Origin of the sequence: Mesorhizobium sp. CA14, assembly GCF_020165195.1 — a bacterium.
In the GTDB taxonomy this organism is placed as follows: Bacteria; Pseudomonadota; Alphaproteobacteria; order Rhizobiales; family Rhizobiaceae; genus Mesorhizobium.
In genome coordinates this window covers 49559-68824 of sequence record NZ_JAIUHR010000017.1, presented here as the reverse complement: position 1 = coordinate 68824, position 19266 = coordinate 49559, and the positions used below count along the sequence as shown (strand labels likewise).

18 protein-coding genes are annotated in these 19266 nt (G+C 64.1%); 12 read left to right on the top strand and 6 right to left on the bottom strand.

What is annotated here, in order from left to right; genetic code table 11:
- Positions 1 to 104: 104 nt before the first annotated feature.
- Positions 105 to 236: a hypothetical protein gene (locus LB565_RS29860; RefSeq protein ID WP_263488543.1), complete on the top strand. Its 132-nt coding sequence runs from the start codon at positions 105 to 107 to the stop codon at positions 234 to 236.
- 46 nt (positions 237 to 282) lie between these two features.
- Here the strand turns inward: LB565_RS29860 and LB565_RS18415 are convergent, their stop codons facing one another.
- The 3 genes from LB565_RS18415 to LB565_RS18405 are packed head-to-tail and all read right to left on the bottom strand — an operon-like array spanning position 283 to position 3082.
- On the bottom strand, positions 283 to 1059 hold the full coding sequence (locus tag LB565_RS18415) for a metallophosphoesterase (protein ID WP_224586417.1): 777 nt from the start codon (positions 1057 to 1059) through the stop codon (positions 283 to 285).
- Positions 1060 to 1118: 59 nt separating this feature from the next.
- On the bottom strand, positions 1119 to 2255 hold the full coding sequence (locus LB565_RS18410; RefSeq protein WP_224586414.1) for an alpha-hydroxy acid oxidase: 1137 nt from the start codon (positions 2253 to 2255) through the stop codon (positions 1119 to 1121).
- Between the two features lie 23 nt (positions 2256 to 2278).
- Positions 2279 to 3082 (bottom strand): FCD domain-containing protein, encoded by an 804-nt coding sequence (locus LB565_RS18405; protein ID WP_224586412.1) that lies wholly within the window; start codon positions 3080 to 3082, stop codon positions 2279 to 2281.
- Between the two features lie 257 nt (positions 3083 to 3339).
- On the opposite strand from LB565_RS18405, the gene LB565_RS18400 reads away from it, so the two are divergent.
- From LB565_RS18400 to glcF, 5 genes are all read left to right on the top strand, one after another.
- A complete protein-coding gene (locus LB565_RS18400) occupies positions 3340 to 4608 on the top strand; it encodes a DUF3422 family protein (RefSeq protein WP_263488542.1) in 1269 nt (422 codons plus the stop codon).
- A gap of 280 nt (positions 4609 to 4888) precedes the next feature.
- Complete coding sequence (locus tag LB565_RS18395; protein WP_224586407.1) at positions 4889 to 6385, top strand: FAD-linked oxidase C-terminal domain-containing protein; 1497 nt, start codon at positions 4889 to 4891, stop codon at positions 6383 to 6385.
- On the top strand, positions 6385 to 6897 hold the full coding sequence (locus tag LB565_RS18390) for an endonuclease domain-containing protein (protein ID WP_224586405.1): 513 nt from the start codon (positions 6385 to 6387) through the stop codon (positions 6895 to 6897). Before LB565_RS18395 ends, LB565_RS18390 begins: the two co-directional genes overlap by 1 nt.
- A 214-nt stretch (positions 6898 to 7111) precedes the next feature.
- Positions 7112 to 8329, top strand: coding sequence for an FAD-binding protein (locus LB565_RS18385; RefSeq protein WP_224586402.1), 1218 nt, complete (start codon positions 7112 to 7114; stop codon positions 8327 to 8329).
- Between the two features lie 64 nt (positions 8330 to 8393).
- On the top strand, positions 8394 to 9719 hold the full coding sequence (glcF, locus tag LB565_RS18380; RefSeq protein ID WP_224586400.1) for a glycolate oxidase subunit GlcF: 1326 nt from the start codon (positions 8394 to 8396) through the stop codon (positions 9717 to 9719).
- Here glcF and LB565_RS18375 read toward each other — a convergent pair whose 3' ends face one another.
- Positions 9720 to 10640: a bifunctional 5,10-methylenetetrahydrofolate dehydrogenase/5,10-methenyltetrahydrofolate cyclohydrolase gene (locus LB565_RS18375; RefSeq protein ID WP_224586398.1), complete on the bottom strand. Its 921-nt coding sequence runs from the start codon at positions 10638 to 10640 to the stop codon at positions 9720 to 9722.
- A gap of 368 nt (positions 10641 to 11008) precedes the next feature.
- Positions 11009 to 11749: a L,D-transpeptidase gene (locus tag LB565_RS18370; protein WP_224586395.1), complete on the bottom strand. Its 741-nt coding sequence runs from the start codon at positions 11747 to 11749 to the stop codon at positions 11009 to 11011.
- A gap of 213 nt (positions 11750 to 11962) precedes the next feature.
- Between LB565_RS18370 and LB565_RS18365 the strand changes: the two genes are divergently transcribed.
- Positions 11963 to 12601, top strand: a complete 639-nt coding sequence (locus LB565_RS18365) for a DNA-3-methyladenine glycosylase I (RefSeq protein ID WP_224586393.1) — start codon at positions 11963 to 11965, stop codon at positions 12599 to 12601.
- A 92-nt stretch (positions 12602 to 12693) separates the two neighbouring features.
- On the opposite strand, the gene LB565_RS18360 is transcribed toward LB565_RS18365, so the two are convergent.
- Positions 12694 to 12921: a hypothetical protein gene (locus LB565_RS18360; RefSeq protein WP_224586391.1), complete on the bottom strand. Its 228-nt coding sequence runs from the start codon at positions 12919 to 12921 to the stop codon at positions 12694 to 12696.
- Positions 12922 to 13250: 329 nt separating this feature from the next.
- Between LB565_RS18360 and hisS the strand changes: the two genes are divergently transcribed.
- The 5 genes from hisS (at position 13251) to LB565_RS18335 (ending at position 19231) form a co-directional block, all read left to right on the top strand.
- Positions 13251 to 14762: a histidine--tRNA ligase gene (gene hisS / locus LB565_RS18355; RefSeq protein ID WP_224586495.1), complete on the top strand. Its 1512-nt coding sequence runs from the start codon at positions 13251 to 13253 to the stop codon at positions 14760 to 14762.
- Positions 14763 to 14936: 174 nt separating this feature from the next.
- Complete coding sequence (locus tag LB565_RS18350; RefSeq protein ID WP_224586389.1) at positions 14937 to 16055, top strand: ATP phosphoribosyltransferase regulatory subunit; 1119 nt, start codon at positions 14937 to 14939, stop codon at positions 16053 to 16055.
- The gene (gene hisG / locus LB565_RS18345; protein ID WP_224586386.1) at positions 16052 to 16753 is read left to right on the top strand and encodes an ATP phosphoribosyltransferase; all 702 of its coding nucleotides are present in this window, start codon (positions 16052 to 16054) and stop codon (positions 16751 to 16753) included. The genes LB565_RS18350 and hisG overlap by 4 nt, the downstream gene beginning before the upstream one ends.
- 84 nt (positions 16754 to 16837) lie before the next feature.
- Positions 16838 to 18598 carry an AMP-binding protein gene (locus LB565_RS18340; RefSeq protein ID WP_224586385.1) on the top strand — a complete coding sequence of 587 codons (1761 nt, stop codon included), beginning with the start codon at positions 16838 to 16840 and terminating at the stop codon, positions 18596 to 18598.
- A gap of 9 nt (positions 18599 to 18607) precedes the next feature.
- Complete coding sequence (locus tag LB565_RS18335; protein WP_224586383.1) at positions 18608 to 19231, top strand: poly-gamma-glutamate hydrolase family protein; 624 nt, start codon at positions 18608 to 18610, stop codon at positions 19229 to 19231.
- Positions 19232 to 19266: the final 35 nt, after the last annotated feature.

Below are 19266 nucleotides of genomic sequence, written 5' to 3'. Positions count from 1 at the left end.
TAGAAGCGCGAAATCGTCGAAACATTGAGACGCATTTTATCGTTTCAACGCATTGGTAACCGCCTCGTGCCCAGATGCAGAAAGCTTAACCAGAGATGACGTCCGTGAAAGCAGCTCTCCTGTCTTTTGTCATGCTGTCTGCCATCATCGTGTGCGGCCTCGGCATTTATACTGCCGACGCAGCCAACAATCATCAAGCCGTCGACGGCTACGGCGTCACCGCCGCGCTTCGCTAAAGCCTGATCCTTCCCGACCGACGGAAAGCTGATCCAACGGTCCGGATCATGGCTGGAACGCCTTTCCTTCGGCTGTCAGGATACGCTTTTCTGCGCCGTTGACGGCGAGCGCGCTCAGCGTTCCCGATTGCCAGGCGAGCGTGTCGACATTGACGCGGTTGGCCAACACTTCGGCCTCCGGCACCGGAGTGTGGCCGTGCACGATCACCTTCGGATAAAGGCCGGGGCGATCATGGAAGGCGTCGCGGATCCAGATCAGGTCCTGCGGGCTCTGGCGGTCGAGCGGAATGCCCGGCCTGATGCCGGCATGGCAGAAGAAGAAGTCGCCGAAGGTCACTGAAAAGGACAGCGAGCGCAGGAAGTCGACATGGGCTTGCGGCACCGCTTCGACCAATGCCGCGTGTCCGCGCGCCAGCGCCTCGTCCGGCCTGCCGAACCAACTGCTGCCGGTCGAGAGCTTCACGCCGTATGACGCCGCGGTCTGGACCCCGCCATAGCGCATGAACAGCCCGTCCGGGTCCGGACGGTCGAGAAAATCGAGGAAGCCGATATCGTGATTGCCGGCAAGCATCAGGTTGCGCGGATCGCGCGCTCGCGCCTCGATCAGGAAGTCGATGACGCTTTTGGAGTCGGGTCCCCTGTCGGTATAGTCGCCGAGATGGATGATGCGCCAATCGGAGGATGCCGCGTATTCCAGCTCGCTTTCGATACGGCGGTGCATGGCGGCGAGCAGGTCGTGGCGGCCATGCACGTCGCCAATCGCATAGAGACGCATGCCGTCCGGCCCGCGCGCGTCGAGATAGTGGATGCCGGTTTCAGTCAAGGCGAGCGTCTTCCCGTGTCGTTTATCACGGGAAACTAGGGCGCATCGGTGAACAAGGCCTAGCGCCGCAGCTGGTCCTTGCCCATGTCGGTTACCAAACGCTTACCGCACAGCGCCAGCGTGATGTCCATTTCCTTGCGGATGATTTCGAGCGCCTTGGTGACGCCGTCCTTGCCCATCGCGCCGAGGCCGTAGAGGAAGGGTCGGCCGATATAAGTGCCCTTGGCGCCGAGGCAGAGCGCCTTGAGCACGTCCTGGCCGGAGCGGATGCCGCCATCCATATGGACTTCGATCCTGTCGCCGACCGCATCGGCGATTTCTTCCAGCACGGAGATCGAGGAGGCAGCGCCGTCGAGCTGACGCCCGCCATGATTGGAGACCACGATCGCATCGGCGCCGGTCTCGGCCGCCATCAGCGCGTCCTCCTTGTCGAGGATACCCTTCAGGATCAGCTTGCCGCCCCAGCGCTCCTTGATCCAGGCGACATCCTTCCACGACAGGTGCGGGTCGAACTGCTCGTTCGTCCAGGAAGACAGCGAAGAGACGTCGCCGACGCCCTTGGCGTGGCCGACGATGTTGCGGAAGGTACGGCGCGGGGTGCCGGCGATCCCCAGACACCAGCGCGGCTTCAGCGCAAGGTCGATGATGTTGGCAAGCGTCATCTTCGGCGGCGCCGAGAGACCGTTGCGGATATCCTTGTGGCGCTGGCCGAGGATCTGCAGATCGAGCGTCAGCACCAGCGCCGAGCACTTTGCCGCCTTGGCGCGGTCGATCAGGTTGAGCACGAAATCCTTGTCGCGCAGCACATAGAGCTGGAACCAGAACGGCTTTTTGGTCGCCGAGGCGACATCCTCGATCGAGCAGATGCTCATGGTCGACAGCGTGAACGGCACGCCGAACGCTTCCGCCGCCTGCGCCGCCAGCATCTCGCCGTCGGCATGCTGCATGCCGGTCAGTCCGGTCGGCGCAAGCGCCACCGGCATCGCCACCTTCTCGCCGATCATGGTCGATTCCAGCGAGCGGTTGCTCATGTCGACCAGCACGCGCTGGCGGAATTTTATCTTGCCGAAGTCCTCTTCGTTGGCCCGATAGGTGCTCTCCGTCCAGGCGCCCGAATCGGCATAGTCGAAGAACATCTTCGGCACCCTGCGGCGTGCCAGCTCCTTGAGGTCGGCGATGGTGAGGATGTCGCTCATGGTGGTCCCTGCTAAATCTGTGCTTACGAGCGTTTGCGTGTGGGTTCGGTGTCGCCGGCTTCCGATCGCTGTCTCAGCCTTAGCCGCGACACCCGCTGCCAGTCGCCGCTGCGCTCGGCTTCCGCCATCGAGCGCTCGACATAGGTGATGTGGTCCATCGCAGCCTTGCGCGCCTCGATTGGGTCTGCCGCCTTGATCGCGGTATGGATCGCCCGGTGCTGCTCGAGCAGCGCCTCGCGCGCGCCGGGTACGCCGAACACCAGAAGCCTGTTCTGGAACACGCCCTCCGACAGCAACCGGTAGCAGGAGCGCAGCGTGTGCAGCAGGATAATGTTGTGGGCGCATTCGCACACCGCATGGTGGAACTCGACGTCGATTTCCGCCTCGTCGTCGAAATCGCCGGTCCGGTGCGCCTCGTCCATGCGCGCCATGATGCGGTCGAGCAGGGCCAGATCCTCCGGCGTCGCGCGGCGCGCCGCATATTCGGCCGCCACCGCCTCGATCTCGCGCCGGTATTCCAGATAATCGGTCACCGCCTTGCGGTGCGTGGAGATCAGGTCCGTCACCGGCTTGGTGAAGAGTTGGCCGATGACGTCGGCGACATGCGTGCCGCCGCCGGCCTTGGTCGTCAGCAGACCGCGCCCTTCCAGCGCCTTCAGCGCATCGCGCAGGATCGGCCGCGATACATCGAACTGGCGTGCCAGTTCGCGCTCGCCGGGCAGCCGGTCGCCGGTGCGCAGCACGCCTTCGAGGATCAGGCTTTCGATCTGCTGCACCACCTCGTCGGCGGTGCGCGAATGCTCGATCCTGGAAAAAATATCGCTCAAAGGGGGCGCCTGGAGAACGGAACGGAAGTAGCCCAGATTAAAGCGTCCGTCGCCAACTGGTCAAATTATTTATCCAATTCGTACAGTCCGATCGGATCGCTTGCCGCGCGTCACCGTCCCCACACGGCAATATTTGCTGTTTACGCGTCTCGCCGATTGCCGCAAGACGACCGGATTGCACGATGGGTCGAAAATCAGGGGGACCAGCCGTGTCGGACGAGAAGCTCGAATTCCAGCCGCGCGCGCAAGGCAGCGTGATGGGCTTTCCGGCGCATGAGGGGCGACCTGGCGCGCTGGGCGAGGTCCATGCCCGTCCACACCCGCTGATCGAAAAACCGCGGGTGCTCATTCAGCTTTCCTTCATGACCGAAGGCGGCGCCGCGGTCGACCATGCCGTGCTCTCGGAGCTGTCGCGGCGGCTGGGCATCGCCGCGCCCGAGCGCTATGCGCGCCATCATGCCATGAAATGGGGCAAGGGCACGCTGCGCTGGGAACGGCATACGGAATTCTCGACCTATCTCTGGGAGGGGCCGCTGGCCGAAAACGGCCGGGCCCAGGAGGACTCGCCCTTCGGCAACGGCTTCTCGCCGCCGGGTACCGTGATTTCCGGCATCCGTCTCGAAATCCGCAAATGGACGCAGGCGAGCGAAAAGCTGATCGCCGGCTTCGACCCGACCAGCCTGTGCTATTCGCTGGTCGAGCGGGGCGCTGCCGCCATCATCACCGATTTCCGCCAGGATGGCGACGGCCTGACCCGCATGCTGGTGCTCGATCGCGGTCTGACGCCGGCCAGCACCGGCGCCTTGTCGCAGCGACTGATCGACATCGAGACCTATCGGACGCTGGCCATGCTTGGGCTGCCGATGGCGTTGACGCTGTCCGGCCGCGCCCGCCGCATCGAGGACCGCCTGGCGCAGACCACGCTGGAGATGAAGGCGGTCGAGACCCGCGACAGCCAGACGCTGCTCGCCGATCTCACCGAACTCGCCGCCGAGCTCGAGGCCGACGCTGCGTCCAGTCTCTACCGCTTCGGTGCCAGCCGCGCCTATGACGGCATCGTCACTGCGAGGCTCCAAGCGCTGGATGAAGAGCCGGTGCAAGGCTACGACACCTGGGCGGGCTTCCTGTTGCGGCGCATGGCGCCTGCCATGCGCACCTGCCGCTCGGTCGAGGAGCGCCAGGCCAACCTGTCGCGAAAACTCACCCGCGCCACCACGCTTCTGCGCACCTGGGTCGATGTCGATGTCGAGAAGCAGAACCGCAACCTGCTCGCCTCGATGAACAACCGCGCCCGGCTGCAACTGCGCCTGCAGCAGACCGTCGAAGGCCTGTCGGTCGCCGCCGTGTCCTATTACGTCGTCGGCCTCATCGGCTATGTGGCCAAGGGCGCCTCGATCTTCGGTCACGCTTTCGCGCCCGAAATCGTCACCGCGGCCTCCGTCCCGGTCGCCATCCTGCTGGTCTGGTGGGGCGTTCGACGGGTGCGGAAAATGCATTCCGAGCCGGCGAAGCATCCAGGCGAGTAATCTCCCCTCTTGAGGGGGAGATGTCGCCGAAGGCGACAGAGGGGGTTGCTGCGCGTGAAGCTCCAGCGCCTTCCTCGACAGCAGAGGGACGTTGGCGCTCTACGTGAGCGACCCCTCTGACCGCTTCGCGGCCATCTCCCTCTCGACGATGGGAAAACCAGCGGCAGATTGCCGCTGCGGAAGCTTGGCGTCACGCTCGCCGCCGAATGCAACCAAAGCAGCGTTTGCAACAAAACGGTCAAGCTGGTAAAAGATTTTGACCAGCCAAGCGAGATGACCGATGTCCGGCCTAGCCATGCCCAAGCCAGATGCAGGCACGCTGCGCCGGCGCGCCGAGATCGTCGCCGACATGCGCATCATCGTGCCGGGCGAGGGGGTCGTCGACGCGGCCAATGAAATGCGCGCCTTCGAAAGCGACGGTCTCACAGCCTACCGGCAGCTGCCTCTGGTCGTCGTGCTGCCGGAAACGGTGGCGCAAGTCTCGCGCGTCCTGAAATATTGCAACGAGCGCAACATCCGCGTCGTGCCGCGCGGCTCAGGCACTTCGCTGTCCGGCGGCGCGCTGCCGCTAGAGGATGCGGTGCTGCTGGTCATGAGCCGCTTCAACCGTATCCTTCAAATCGATTATCCCAATCGTGTCGTTGTCGCCCAGCCGGGCGTCACCAATCTCGGCATCACCACCGCCGTCGAGCAGGAGGGCTTTTACTATGCCCCCGATCCATCCTCCCAGATCGCCTGCTCGATCGGCGGCAATGTCGCGGAGAATTCCGGCGGCGTGCACTGCCTGAAATACGGGCTCACCGCCAACAATGTGCTGGGGATCGAGATGGTGCTTATGAATGGCGAGGTGGTGCGCCTCGGCGGCATCCATCTCGACCAGGAAGGTTATGATCTGCTCGGCGTGATGACCGGCTCGGAAGGCCTGCTCGGCGTCGTCACCGAAGTGACCGTGCGCATATTGAAGAAGCCGGAGACGGCGCGCGCTCTCTTGATCGGCTTTCCGACCAGCGAAGAGGGCGGCCAATGCGTCGCCGACATCATCGGCGCCGGCATCATCCCGGGCGGCATGGAGATGATGGACCGTCCGGCGATCCACGCGGCGGAAGATTTTGTCCATGCCGGCTATCCGCTCGATGTCGAGGCGCTGTTGATCGTCGAACTCGACGGACCGAGCGTCGAGGTCGACCACCTGATCGGCCTCGTCGAGGCGATCGCCTACAGGAACGGCTCGACCACTTGCCGCATCTCGCAATCCGAGCAGGAGCGGCTGAGTTTCTGGGCCGGGCGCAAGGCGGCTTTCCCGGCCGTCGGCCGCATCTCACCGGACTACTACTGCATGGACGGCACCATCCCGCGCAAGGAACTGCCGCGCGTGCTCGCCGGCATGCGCGATCTTTCCGAGAAATACGGCCTCAGTGTCGCCAATGTCTTCCACGCCGGCGACGGCAATCTGCACCCGCTGATCCTCTACGACGCCAACGTGCCGGGCGAGCTCGACAAGGCCGAAAGCTTCGGCGCTGACATCTTGCGGCTTTGCGTCGAGGTCGGGGGCGTCCTGACCGGCGAACATGGGGTGGGCGTCGAGAAGCGCGACCTGATGACGGAGATGTTCAACCAGATCGACCTTGACCAGCAAATGCGCGTCAAATGCGCCTTCGATCCCAACCATCTGCTCAACCCCGGCAAGGTGTTTCCGCAGCTGCGCCGGTGCGCGGAACTGGGAAGAATGCATGTGCATCGCGGGCAGGTGGCGTTTTCGGACATTCCGAGGTTTTGATGGGGGATCAGGATCAAAGTTCCTCGCCCCCGCAAAGCGGGGGAGAGGTGGCTCGGGCGAAGCCCGAGACGGAGAGGGGGGCGGCCTATCAGCCAAGCCGCCGCTCGCCCGAGAAAATTGCCCGCGCCCGCGCGCTTCGTAGCGGCGATAACCAGGCGGAAGCGATCCTTTGGAACGAACTGAAGGCAAGAAGGCTAGGCGGATACAAATTCGTTCGCCAGATGCCCATCGGTCCGTATTTCGCGGATTTTGCGTGCAGGAGCGAAAAGCTGATTGTGGAACTGGACGGCAGCCAGCACGCGGACAGTTCGTACGACAGGCGGCGGGATGAATTCATGCGGGGCAAGGGCTTCTCGGTTTTGCGGTTTTGGAGCTTCGATGTTTTGAAGAACAAGAGGAGCGTTTGCGAGACGATCTTTGCAGCGTTGGAAGGACGGCTTGCCGAAGACGTAGTTGCTGCCGACCTCAGGTTTGTTTTCGCAGCCAGGAAGACGGGAGACAGCGCTCTATGATGGCCCCCTCTCCGTCTCGGGCTTCGCCCGAGCCACCTCTCCCCCGCTTTGCGGGGGCGAGGAACCAAAGCTTTCCAAGGTCGCAACGTCGGCGGTCGGCGTTTCCTCGCCCCCAAGAAATGGGGGAGAGGTGTCCGCGTAGCGGACGGAGAGGGGGCAGCGCCGCCATATGCGATTGCCCTGGCCTCGCGGGGGCGAGGAAAGGCGCCCGCTCATGACCACCTTCACCCCCTCCACACCCGCCGAAACCCTCTCCACCATCCAATGGGCGGCGGCGGAAGACACGCCGCTCGAAATCCTCGGCCATGGCTCCAAGCGCGGCATCGGTCGCCCCTTGCAGACCGAGCATACGCTCGACTTGTCGCACCTCACCGGCGTAACCCTCTACGAACCGGCCGAACTGGTGCTCTCGGCCCGCGCCGGCACGCCGCTCGCCGAGATCGAAAAACTGCTTGCCGAAAACGGCCAGCAATTCGCTTTCGAACCGATGGACTATGGCCCGTTGCTCGGCGGCGAGCCGGGCCAAGAGGGCAAGAACGGCACGATCGGCGGCGTGCTGGCTTCGAACCTGTCCGGCCCCCGTCGTCTCAAGGCAGGTGCGGCGCGCGACCATATTCTTGGCATCGCCGCTGTCTCCGGCCGCGGCGAGGCGTTCAAGTCGGGCGGGCGCGTGGTCAAGAACGTCACCGGCTACGACCTCTCCAAGCTGATGGCCAACAGCTGGGGCACGCTCGCCGTCTTGACCGACGTCACCTTCAAGGTCCTGCCGGCCGCGGAAATCGAAGTGACCTTGGCCATTCGTGGCCTGCTCGACGATGCCGCCGTTGCCGCCATGGCGCTGGCGCTCGGCTCCAGCGCCGAAGTGTCGAGCGCCGCGCATCTGCCGGAGCGGATCGCCGCGAAGGTCGCCGGCGGCAAGCATGGCAGCGATGCCGCGACGCTGTTGCGCGTCGAAGGTTTTGGCCCTTCGGTCGTCTATCGCATCGAGGCGCTAAAGCAACTGCTCGGCAAGGTCGGGCCGATCGAGGAGATCGCGGGCGAGGCGTCGAAAGTGATCTGGCGCGACATTCGCGACTGCGGGCCTTTCGCCGATGGCGGCACGCGACCGGTTTGGCGCGTCTCGATGGCGCCATCCGAGGCGCATCACATGGTGATGGCGCTGCGCATGCAGGCCGCGGTCGATGCCTTCTATGATTGGCAGGGCGGCCTTGTGTGGCTGTCGATGCGCGAGAACGACCCGGAAGCCGGGCTGCTGCGTGGACTGATCCGCAACTATGGCGGCGGCCACGCGACGCTGGTGCGCGCGTCCGCCCCGCATCGCGCGGCGCTGCCGGTGTTCGAGCCGCAGCCGCCGCATCTGGCCGCACTTTCGGCGCGGCTCAAGGCCGAGTTCGACCCGAAGCAGATTTTCAACCCCGGCCGCATGGCCTAAAGCAATTCCAGGAAAAGTGTGAAACGGTTTTCCGTCCGGAATTGCGTCTAACAGAGACGGCGATATGCAGACCAATTTCTCCGCCGCGCAGCTTGCCGACCCGCATGTCGCGGAATCGGAAAAGATCCTGCGCAAATGCGTGCATTGCGGCTTCTGCACCGCCACCTGCCCTACCTATGTGACGCTGGGCAATGAGCTCGATTCGCCGCGCGGCCGCATCTACCTCATCAAGGACATGTTGGAGAACGGCCGGCCGGCCGACAAGGAGATCGTCACCCATATCGACCGCTGCCTGTCCTGCCTTGCCTGCATGACGACCTGCCCCTCGGGCGTGAACTACATGCATCTGGTCGACCATGCCCGCGCCCACATCCAGGAGACCTATAAGCGCCCGCTGCTTGACCGGTTGACTCGCGCCATGCTGGCCTTCGTGCTGCCTTACCCGAACCGCTTCCGCGCCGCGCTGAAGCTCGCCGGGCTCGGCCGGCCGTTCATCGGCCTGTTCGAGAAATTGCCGGCGCTGAGACCGGTGGCGGCCATGCTGAAGCTCGCGCCTGCGTCGATCCCGCCGGCATCGCCGCTGGCCTTGCCCGGCACACATGCCGGGAAAGACGCAAGGCGCGGCCGCGTCGCGATCCTCACCGGCTGCGCGCAGTCCGTGCTCGATCCGGCGATCGACGATACCACCATCTCTTTGCTGACAAGATTGGGCGTCGAGGTCGTCGTGCCGGAAGGCGAAGGCTGCTGCGGCGCGCTCGTCCATCATATGGGCCGCGAGGGTCAGGCCCTTGCCTCGGCAAGGCAGAATGTCGAAGCCTGGACGCGCGCCATCGACCACGGTGGCCTCGACGCCATCATCATCACCGCGTCCGGCTGCGGCACGACCATCAAGGATTACGGTTTCATGCTGCGCCTCGATCCGGCCTATGCGGAAAAGGCGGCGCGCGTCTCGGCTCTCGCCAAGGACGTCACCGAATATCTCGCCGGCCTCGACCTGCCTGAGCCTGTGCGCAAGCCGGGCATGGTCGTCGCCTATCACTCCGCCTGTTCCATGCAGCATGGCCAGAAGATCACGCGCCAGCCGAAGGAGCTTCTGGCCAAGGCCGGCTTCGTCGTGCGCGAGCCGCGCGAGGGGCATCTGTGCTGCGGCTCGGCCGGCACCTACAACATCCTGCAGCCCGAGATTTCGGCCAAATTGCGCGACCGCAAGGTGAAAAACATCGAGGCGACCGGCGCTTCCGTCGTCGCCACCGGCAACATCGGCTGCATCACGCAGATCGCGTCCGCCGCGAAGCTGCCGGTCGTGCACACGATCAAGCTGCTCGACTGGGCCTATGGCGGCCCGAAACCGGAAGGCGTTTCCGACAGCGGTTTGATCGCTGCCGAATAATTATTCCGCCGCGAGCTGGTCCGGCACGCCATAGGTCGCGCGATAAAGCGCGCGCTGGCGGTTGAGCGCGACCATCGTGTTGCGCAACAGGATCGCGACCGTGAGCGGGCCGACGCCGCCCGGCACCGGCGTGATCCAGGACGCCACCTCCTTGACGCTGTCGGTGTCGACGTCGCCGACGATGCGGGTTTCGCCGTCGGGCCCGACCTCGGAATTGATGCCGATGTCGATGACGGCGGCACCCGGCTTCACCATGTCGGCCTTGATCAGCCTAGGCTTGCCGACCGCGACGAACAACGCATCGGCGCGCCGCGCATGCGCCGCTAGCGATCGCGTCATGTGATGGCACACCGTCACCGTCGCGCCCTCGCTCATCAACAGGAAGGCGATCGGCTTGCCGACGATCTCCGAATGGCCGACGACGACCACTTCCAGCCCCTTGAGCTCGAGGCCGGTCTCTTTCAGCAATTCGACCGATGCCGCCGCCGTGCAGGGCGCCAGGTCGAGCTGGTTGTAGACGATGTTGCCGATTGAGGCCGGATGCATGCCCTCGACGTCCTTCAGCGGATGCACCGCCGCCTGCAGCGTCTTGATCGGGATATGCGCCGGCACCGGCCGCTGGATGATGATGCCGGTGACGCGCGGGTCGGCATTGAGGCCGTGGATCGCCGCTTCCAGCTCGCCGGCGGTGATGTCGGCGGCAAAGCGCCGCTCCTCGAAGGAGATACCGGCAAGGGCAGCCTTGGCGCGCTGGTTGCGCACATAGACATCGACCGCGGCGGTATCGCCGACCGTGATCGAGACCAGCTTCGGCGGAAAACCTTCGGCCGTGGCGATCGCCGCGTCTTCGCGCACCGACGCGATGATGCGCTGGGCGACCGGGCCGCCTTTCAGGTAGCGGCTGTCGTCGGTTCGGGTCATGGCTGGCACCTCTGCCTTCTGAAGCAATTCGGACGACAAACGCAACAGCGGCTTTCTGTCTGGAATTGCGCAACAACTGGGATTTTGTGCACTGCAATAGCAGAGAAGCGCCGAGAAATCAGCCCCGAAAGCGAAACCGCCTGCTTTGCGGGCGACTTGCAGCGTCATGCATGGAAAAAACGCAAAAACGAAGAAGGCAGCGCGGTTTCCCTGCGCTGCCTTTTCGCGACTGGCCGTATCCCCACACGGCCCGTCCCCCGTAAACCCCTTCACTGGTTAAAGCACATCCAGCAGGATAGCACTATGACTTGGCTGCAACAGCATCGGACAAAAAGTGCTGCGCCGTCTAACCAGCGGATTCGCGGTGACTATATCACCTCGACCGTGGTTCCGACATTCACGCGCTCATAGAGATCAACGACATCTTCGTTGCGCATGCGGATGCAGCCGGAAGACACCGCGCCGCCGATCGTCCAGGGCTGGTTGGTGCCGTGGATGCGGTATTCGGTGGTGCCGAGATAGAGTGCGCGCGCGCCGAGCGGGTTCTCGATGCCGCCGGCAAGATAGGTCGGCAGGTAGCGGCCCTTGGCAGCTTCGCGCTTGATCATCTCCGCGGGCGGACGCCAGTCCGGCCAGACCTTCTTGTCGGTGATCTTGTGCGTGCCGGACCATTCGAAGCCGGGCTTACCGGTGCCGACGCCGTAGCGCCGCGCCTTGCCGTTCTTCTCGACCAGATAGAGGAAATTCTGGTGCGTATCGATGACGATGGTGCCCGGCTTCGCAGGGCCGTCATAGGCGACTTCCTGCGGCAGGTAGACCGGATCGATCTGCGGCCGCATCACCATGCGCTTGGCCGGCTGCTGCACCGCCGCCGTCTTCTGCCGGTCGGGCTGCCCCTGGAACAGGCGCTGCAGGGGCTGCTGTGCCGCCTGCCGGGTTGGGCGCACGATGCCCGGCGCGTGGCCAAGCTGCAGCACCCAGGGCGCCGAAAGGTCGGGGCTCACCATCACCGGCGGCACGTCGGCATAGCGGTCATTGGCAAGGGAAGTCGTGGCGCCGGCGGCAAGAATGGCCACCGCGCCGAGCAGGGAGCAAAACGCTGTCTTCATCGGAACGCACCTTGATCGAACTCATCCGGGGCGGCGAGGGCGCCCTCGGTTTCGCGATCCTTGGCGCGGAGCGGCAAGCAAAACATGAATCGGAATGCGTAAAATGCGGAACTGTCAGTAAACCTTTTGGTGTGGTTACCGGCCGGTTCAGGAATCTGGTAAAGCCACGGTAAAAGCTGCGCCGAGGCGCATTAATGAATGGATCTGCTAGCGATGGCGACTGAAAATGCCGGTATTCTCGATGGTCCCGACGGCAAGGCGCGCTGCTTCTGGCACGGCAATTTGCCGGACTATCTTCATTACCACGATCATGAATGGGGCCGGCCGGTAACGGATGATCGTCGGCTGTTCGAGAAGATCTGCCTCGAAGGCTTCCAATCGGGCCTGTCGTGGCTGACCGTCCTGCGCAAGCGCGAGAATTTCCGCGAGGCCTTCGCCGGTTTCGACTTCGACAAGGTGGCGGCGTTCACCGAAAAGTATGTCGAGCGCCTGCTCGGCAATGCCGGCATTATCCGCCATCGCGGCAAGATCGTCTCGACCATCAACAACGCCAAACGCGCCCGCGAGATGGTGGACGAGTTCGGCTCGCTTGCCGCCTGGTTCTGGAAATTCGAGCCGGGTCCGGGCGAGCGGCCCGAAATCGTCGACCTGGCGCATCTGCGCGCCAATCCGACGACGGCGGTATCGGTCAGGATATCGAAGGAATTGAAGAAGCGCGGCTGGAGCTTTGTCGGCCCGACGACGGTCTACGCCTTCATGCAGGCGATGGGCTTGGTCAACGACCATCTCGAAGGCTGCTACTGCCGCGCCGAGGTGGAGGCGGAAAGGAAGATGCTCAAGCGACCGAAGTAGAGCGCTTTCCCTTCTCCCCGTTTTGCGCGTTCCACGGGAAGGGCGGATGGGAGCAGCGCCGACCTTGGAGAATTTCTCGGCGAAACCTGAAATCAAACGCTGCTGGCGCCGGCCAGGAACAGTCCGGCCAGGATCGCCGCCACCGCCGCGAAAGCTGGGTAGATCACCAAAAGCCCGGTGACCAGCGCGTCGCGCGCGCTCGGCTTGGCCGCCGCAATCTCGAACGGCCCGGCAGGCTGCTGCGCCGGTCTGAGCGCCGGAACCTCGGCAGGTCTCAGCCTTGCGGTCTCATTCTCGGTGATGTCTTCAGCCGTTGTCATGACCCCCGAACCCTTTGTTTCGGCGCGCTTTATCGTCTTGGATTGTGTCGGCAGCATGCCGCGCTGGTGGCGGAATTGTTTCGTTTTTGGCGCGGGCTTGTTTCAGTTTTCCTTCTCCTCTTGTGGGAGAAGGTGGCCGCGAAGCGGCCGGATGAGGGGTGCTCCAGGAAAAGCCAGCGCCTCACTCCGCTGGACCACCCCTCATCCGTCTCGGCGCTATCGCGCCGATCCACCTTCTCCCGCAGGGGAGAAGGCGAGGCGCCAACCCTTGCCGCTCCAAGCGGCATCGTTTAGGAAACGCGCGCCCATTGACCAGAAAGACCGATCCCATGGCCGACAAATCGGAAAAGACAAAAGCGCGGTTGCCGCGCGGTTTTGCCGACCGTAGCGCCGAAGACATCCGCGCCGTCGAGAAGATGATGGCGACCATTCGCTCGGTCTATGAGCTTTATGGTTTTGAGCCGGCCGACCAGCCGCTGATCGAATACACCGATGCCCTCGGCAAATTCCTGCCCGACCAGGATCGGCCAAACGAAGGCGTCTTTTCCTTCCAGGACGATGACGACCAGTGGCTGTCGCTGCGTTACGACCTGACCGCGCCGACGGCGCGTTTCGTCGCCGAGAATTACGACAGGTTGCCAAAACCCTATCGCAGCTACCGCTCCGGCTGGGTGTTCCGCAACGAGAAGCCTGGTCCCGGCCGCTTCCGCCAGTTCATGCAGTTCGACGCCGACACCATCGGTACGCCGGGTGTCGCCGCCGATGCCGAGATGGCGATGATGATGGCTGACGTGATGGAAGCGCTCGGCATCAAGCGCGGCGACTACGTCATTCGCGTCAACAACCGCAAGGTGTTGGACGGCGTGCTGGAAGCAATTGGCCTTGGCGGCGACGAGAACATTGGGCGCCGACTGCAAGTGCTGCGAGCCATCGACAAGCTAGACAAGTTTGGACCACAGGGGGTGAAACTCTTGCTGGGCAAGGGTCGTTGGGACGGCGGCAAGGAAGGCGAAGGTGATTTCACCAAGGGAGCCGGCCTTGACGATGTCCAAGTTGAGGCCGTCCTTTTCGCTACCGCAAAGCCTGATCGAGCCAGCGAGGGCCACCAAGATTCGGCTATTCGAGCGAGCCAATTCTTCAATGACGGTCTGGCTGAATTGTCGACTATCGAAGCTTTGGTCAGGGCCGCTGGCTATGGCGAAGACCGCATCGTGATGGATCGCTCCGTCGTGCGCGGCCTCGAATACTACACCGGCCCGGTCTTCGAGGCCGAGTTGCTGGCCGAGATTCCGAATGACGAAGGTCAGATCGTGCGCTTCGGCTCGGTCGGCGGCGGCGGCCGTTATGACGGGCTGGTCTCGCGCTTCCGCGGCGAGCCGGTGCCGGCGACCGGCTTCTCCATCGGCGTCTCGCGGCTGATGACGGCGCTGAAGAACCTCGGCAAGCTCGACATCTCCGATGTCATCGCGCCGGTCGTGGTGCTGGTCATGGACAAGGATACGGAAAGCCTCGGCCGCTACCAGAAGATGGTCGCCGAGCTCCGTGCCGCCGGCATCCGCTCCGAAATGTACCTCGGCGGCGCCGGCATGAAGGCGCAGCTGAAATATGCCGACCGCCGCGGCAGCCCGGTCGCCATCATCCAGGGCGGCGACGAGCGCGCCAGAGGCGAGGTGCAGATCAAGGACCTGATCGAAGGCGCCCGCCTGTCGGCTGAGATCACCGACAATGCCGAATGGCGCGCGGCACGGCCTGCCCAGGTGACGGTGGCGGAAGGTGAGCTGGTTGGCGAGGTGAAGAAGATCCTGGTGGCGCAGGCCGAGGAGCGGGCACGTGGCCGATAGGGCGCTGACCTCCCCTTCTCCCCTTGTGGGAGAAGGTGGCCGAGCGAAGCTCGGTCGGATGAGGGGTGTTCCAGGGAACGCCGGCGTCTCATTCCTTCCAACACCCCTCATCCGTCTCGGCGCTGCGCGCCGATCCACCTTCTCCCACAAGGGGAGAAGGGGAAGGGGCGCCGCATGACCACCCGTCCCGTCATCGCCGCCGACATCGCCAAACTCTTCGCCACGCGCGACACCCACGCCGTGGAAGTCGCCGTGCTGCAGCCGGCCGATCCGTTCCTCGATATGGCCGGCGAAGACCTGCGCCGGCGCATCTTCCTGACCGAAAGCGAGACCGGCAAGACACTGTGCCTGCGGCCCGAATTCACCATTCCGGTCTGCCTCGATCACATCGCCAGCCAGGCCGGCACGCCGCGCCGCTATTCCTATCTGGGCGAAGTGTTCCGCCAGCGCCGCGACGGCGGCAACGAGTTCTTCCAGGCCGGCATCGAGGATCTCGGCGACCGCGACACGGCCGCCGCCGATGCCCGTTCGCTGGCCGACGCGCATGCGCTGCTGTCGCTGGTGCTGCCTGGCCGGAAGCTCGCCATCACGCTTGGCGACCAGACCCTGTTCGAAGCGGTGCTGGCGGCGCTCGGCCTGCCGCGCGGCTGGCGCATGCGGCTCGCGCGTGCCTTCGGCTCGGCGCCGATGCTGGAGGCCGCCCTTGCCGATCTTGCCAACCCGCCGCGCAACAGCCAGCTTTCCGGTCCGGTCGCCCTGCTGGTGCTCGACGGCGATGCGGAAGGCCTTGCCGCGCATATTGCCGACGGCATGGAGGAAGCGGGGCTGTCGGCGTCGTCCGGCCGCGCCCCGGTCGATATTGCGCGCAGGCTGATCGAGAAAGCGCAGCTGCGCAGCGTGCGCCTATCCGACGAGGCTTTCTCGGCGCTGAAAGGTTTTCTTGAGATCGACGTCGCGCTCGACGGCGCGACCGCGGCGCTGGAAAAATTCGCCGCCGATGCCGGCCTGTCGCTGGGACCGGCGCTGGAGAATTTCGCCGCCCGCGCCAAGGCGATCGAGGCGCATGGGCTGTCGGCGGCAGAAATCCGCTACGACGCCGCCTTCGGCCGCCCGCTCGATTACTACACGGGCCTGGTCTTCGAGATCGCTGCGGCGGATGGCGATCGCCCGCTGGTCGGCGGCGGTCGCTACGACCGGCTGCTGACGCTGCTGGGAGCAAAAAAGCCAATCCCGGGCGTCGGCTTCTCGGTTTGGCTCGATCGCATCGAAGCCTTGCGGGAGAATGCCAAATGATCACGCTGGCGATCCCGTCGAAGGGCCGTCTCAAGGAGCAGTCCCTCGAAATGCTGGCCAAGGCCGGCCTTGCCGTCACCTTGCCAGAGGACGACCGTAAATACCGCGCCCGCATCGATGGTCTCGGCAATGTCGAGGTGGCCTTCCTGTCCGCGTCCGAGATCGCCGGCGAGATCGGCCAGGGCGCGGTCGATCTCGGCATCACCGGCGAGGACCTTTTGCGCGAGAACCTCGCCGACTGGGAGGCGCGCGCCGAGATCGTCGCGCGCCTCGGCTTCGGCCATGCCGATGTCGTGGTCGCGGTGCCCGACATCTGGCTGGACGTCGACAGCATGGCCGACCTCGATGACGTCGCCGCCGATTTTCGCCAGCGCCATGGCCGGAGGCTCAGGATCGCCACCAAATACTGGCGGCTGACGCAGCAGTTCTTCTCGCTCAAGCACGGCATCCAGGTCTACCGCATCGTCGAAAGCCTCGGCGCCACCGAAGGCGCGCCGGCGGCGGGGCTTGCGGACGTCATCGTCGACATCACCACCACCGGCTCGACGCTGCGCGCCAACCACCTCAAGGTGCTGGGCGACGGCGTGATCCTGAAGTCGCAGGCCTGTCTGGTCGCTTCGAAGAAACAGCGCGATGCGGCCGACGAAGCGGTGTTGCGCGACATCGCCGCGAAGATGAGCGTCCTCCGTCACCCTTGAGCGCCCTCAAAGAGAGGGGACCTTTGACGGATTTCCACCGTCCTCATCGGCTGATAGGCTGGCTTATCCCGGGAGGAGACGGCGATGCCGATCAAACTCGACGAGCTCATGAACGCCACCAATCTGCGCAAAACGCGCAACAGCTTCATTGCTCCGGTTGGCGGCAAGGCGCATGTGTCGGGCGACCGCTCGGTGCCCCTGCTCGACAAGACCATCCCCGAATTGTTTTCAGAAACGGTGAGCAGATACGCGACGCTCGACGCCGCCGTCTTCGTCGGCCAAGACAAGCGCTTCACCTGGAGCGAGCTGTCGGACGCGGTGGACGCCTTGGCCGCCGGTTTCCTGGCGCTTGGCCTCGAAAAAGGCGACCGCGTCGGCATCTGGTCGCCGAACCGCTGGGAATGGCTGGTGACGCAGTTCGCCACCGCCCGCATCGGCCTGATCCTCGTCAACATCAACCCGGCCTATCGGCTGACCGAGCTCGAATACGCATTGAACAAAGTCGCCTGCAAGGCGCTGGTCACCGCCGCGCAGTTCAAGACCTCCGACTATCTCGGCATGATCGAGACATTGGCGCCCGAACTAGCCAGGGCCGAGCCTGGCAAGCTCAAGGCGAAAAAACTGCCGGCGCTCAAGATCGTCATCCGCATGGGCGACGACAACTCGCCCGGCATGTTCAATTTCGGCGACGTTCTGGCCATGGCCGGCCGCGACGAGCATGATAGCCTCGACCGCATCTCCGAAGGCCTGAAGCCCGGCGAGGCCATCAACATCCAGTTCACCTCCGGCACGACCGGCGCGCCAAAAGGCGCGACGCTGACGCATTCCAACATCGTCAACAACGGCAATTTCGTCACTTCGGCAATAAAACTCACCGTCGACGACCGGCTCTGCATCCCGGTGCCGCTCTATCACTGCTTCGGCATGTCGATGGGCACGATGGGCTGCGTGTCGAAAGGCGCGGCCATGGTCTTCCCGGGTGAAGGTTTTGACGCCGGCGCGACGCTGAAGGCGGTCGCGCAGGAACGCTGCACCGGCCTCTACGGCGTGCCGACCATGTTCGTTGCCATGCTCGACCATGCGGATTTTTCGAGCTTCGACCTCTCCAGCCTGCGCACCGGCATCATGGCCGGCTCGCCATGCCCGATCGAGGTGATGAAGAAGGTGGTGTCGCTGATGCATATGAGCCAGGTGACCATCGCCTATGGCATGACCGAGACCAGTCCCGTCTCCTTCCAAAGCAGCGTCGACGATCCGCTGGAGAAGCGCGTCTCCACCGTCGGCCGCATCCACCCGCATGTCGAGGTCAAGGCGATCGGCGCCGACGGCGCCACCGTCGCGGTCGGCGAGCCGGGCGAGCTCTGCACGCGCGGCTATTCGGTGATGAAGGGCTATTGGGACGACGCCGAAAAGACCCGCGAGGCGATCGACGCCGACGGCTGGATGCATACCGGCGACCTCGCCACCATCGACGCCGAGGGCTATTGCAATATCGTCGGCCGGGTGAAGGACATGGTCATCCGCGGCGGCGAGAACGTCTATCCGCGCGAGGTCGAGGAATTCCTCTATCGCCATCCCAAGATCAAGGAAGTGCAGGTTTTCGGCATCCCGGACGACAAATATGGCGAGGAGCTCTGCGCCTGGATCGTGCTGAAGCCTGACCAGATCGCCACCGCCGAGGAGATCAAGGCCTTCTGCGCCGGCCAGATCGCGCATTACAAGGTGCCGCGCTACATCCGCTTTCGCACCGAGCTGCCGATGACGGTGACCGGCAAGCCGCAGAAATTCCTGATGCGCGAGGCGATGGTGGAGGAATTGGGACTGGTGGCGCAGAAGACGGCGTGAACGGCATCTATGGAAAACGAGTTTCCAAATTTCGCGGCGCTGAAAGCCGCCAAGATCGAAAACATAGATTATCGCATCGTCGTCCGGCGCGGCGCGCGAACCGGCAGAGCGATCGTCATGGCCCCGCATGGCGGCAAGATCGAGCCTCGCACCTCCCTGATCACCGAGACGATAGCAGGGGCCGATCTCGATATGTATTGCTTTGAAGGGCTCATGCCCGAAAGCAACCGGGAGCTGCACATAACGTCCAGAAACTTTGACGAGGCAACCGCGCTCGAACTGTTGCGGACGAAGTCCACCGTCGTCGCTATCCACGGCCGTCAGGATCGCGACGATCCCTCGACAGTCTACCTGGGCGGCAAGGACGCCATGTTAGTTTCAGAGATAGCCGGGCGTCTGCAAGAGGCCGGCTTGCAGACAAAAAAGGATAACCATCCGTTTCCGGGTGTCCAGGATTCGAACATCGTCAACCGCGGGCTGACGGGGAAAGGAGCACAGCTGGAAGTGCCCTTCTCGCTGCGCCGCCGACTGGGGAACGAGCCGGAACTTCTGGAAAAATTCTGTGGGGCGGTTCGCAAGGCCATCGAGACATTCGACGCCATAAACGGCGCCCGGTCCCCAATCATGTTTTGAATGCTGCAAAGATGCCCGTGAGAGGTGCTCCCCAC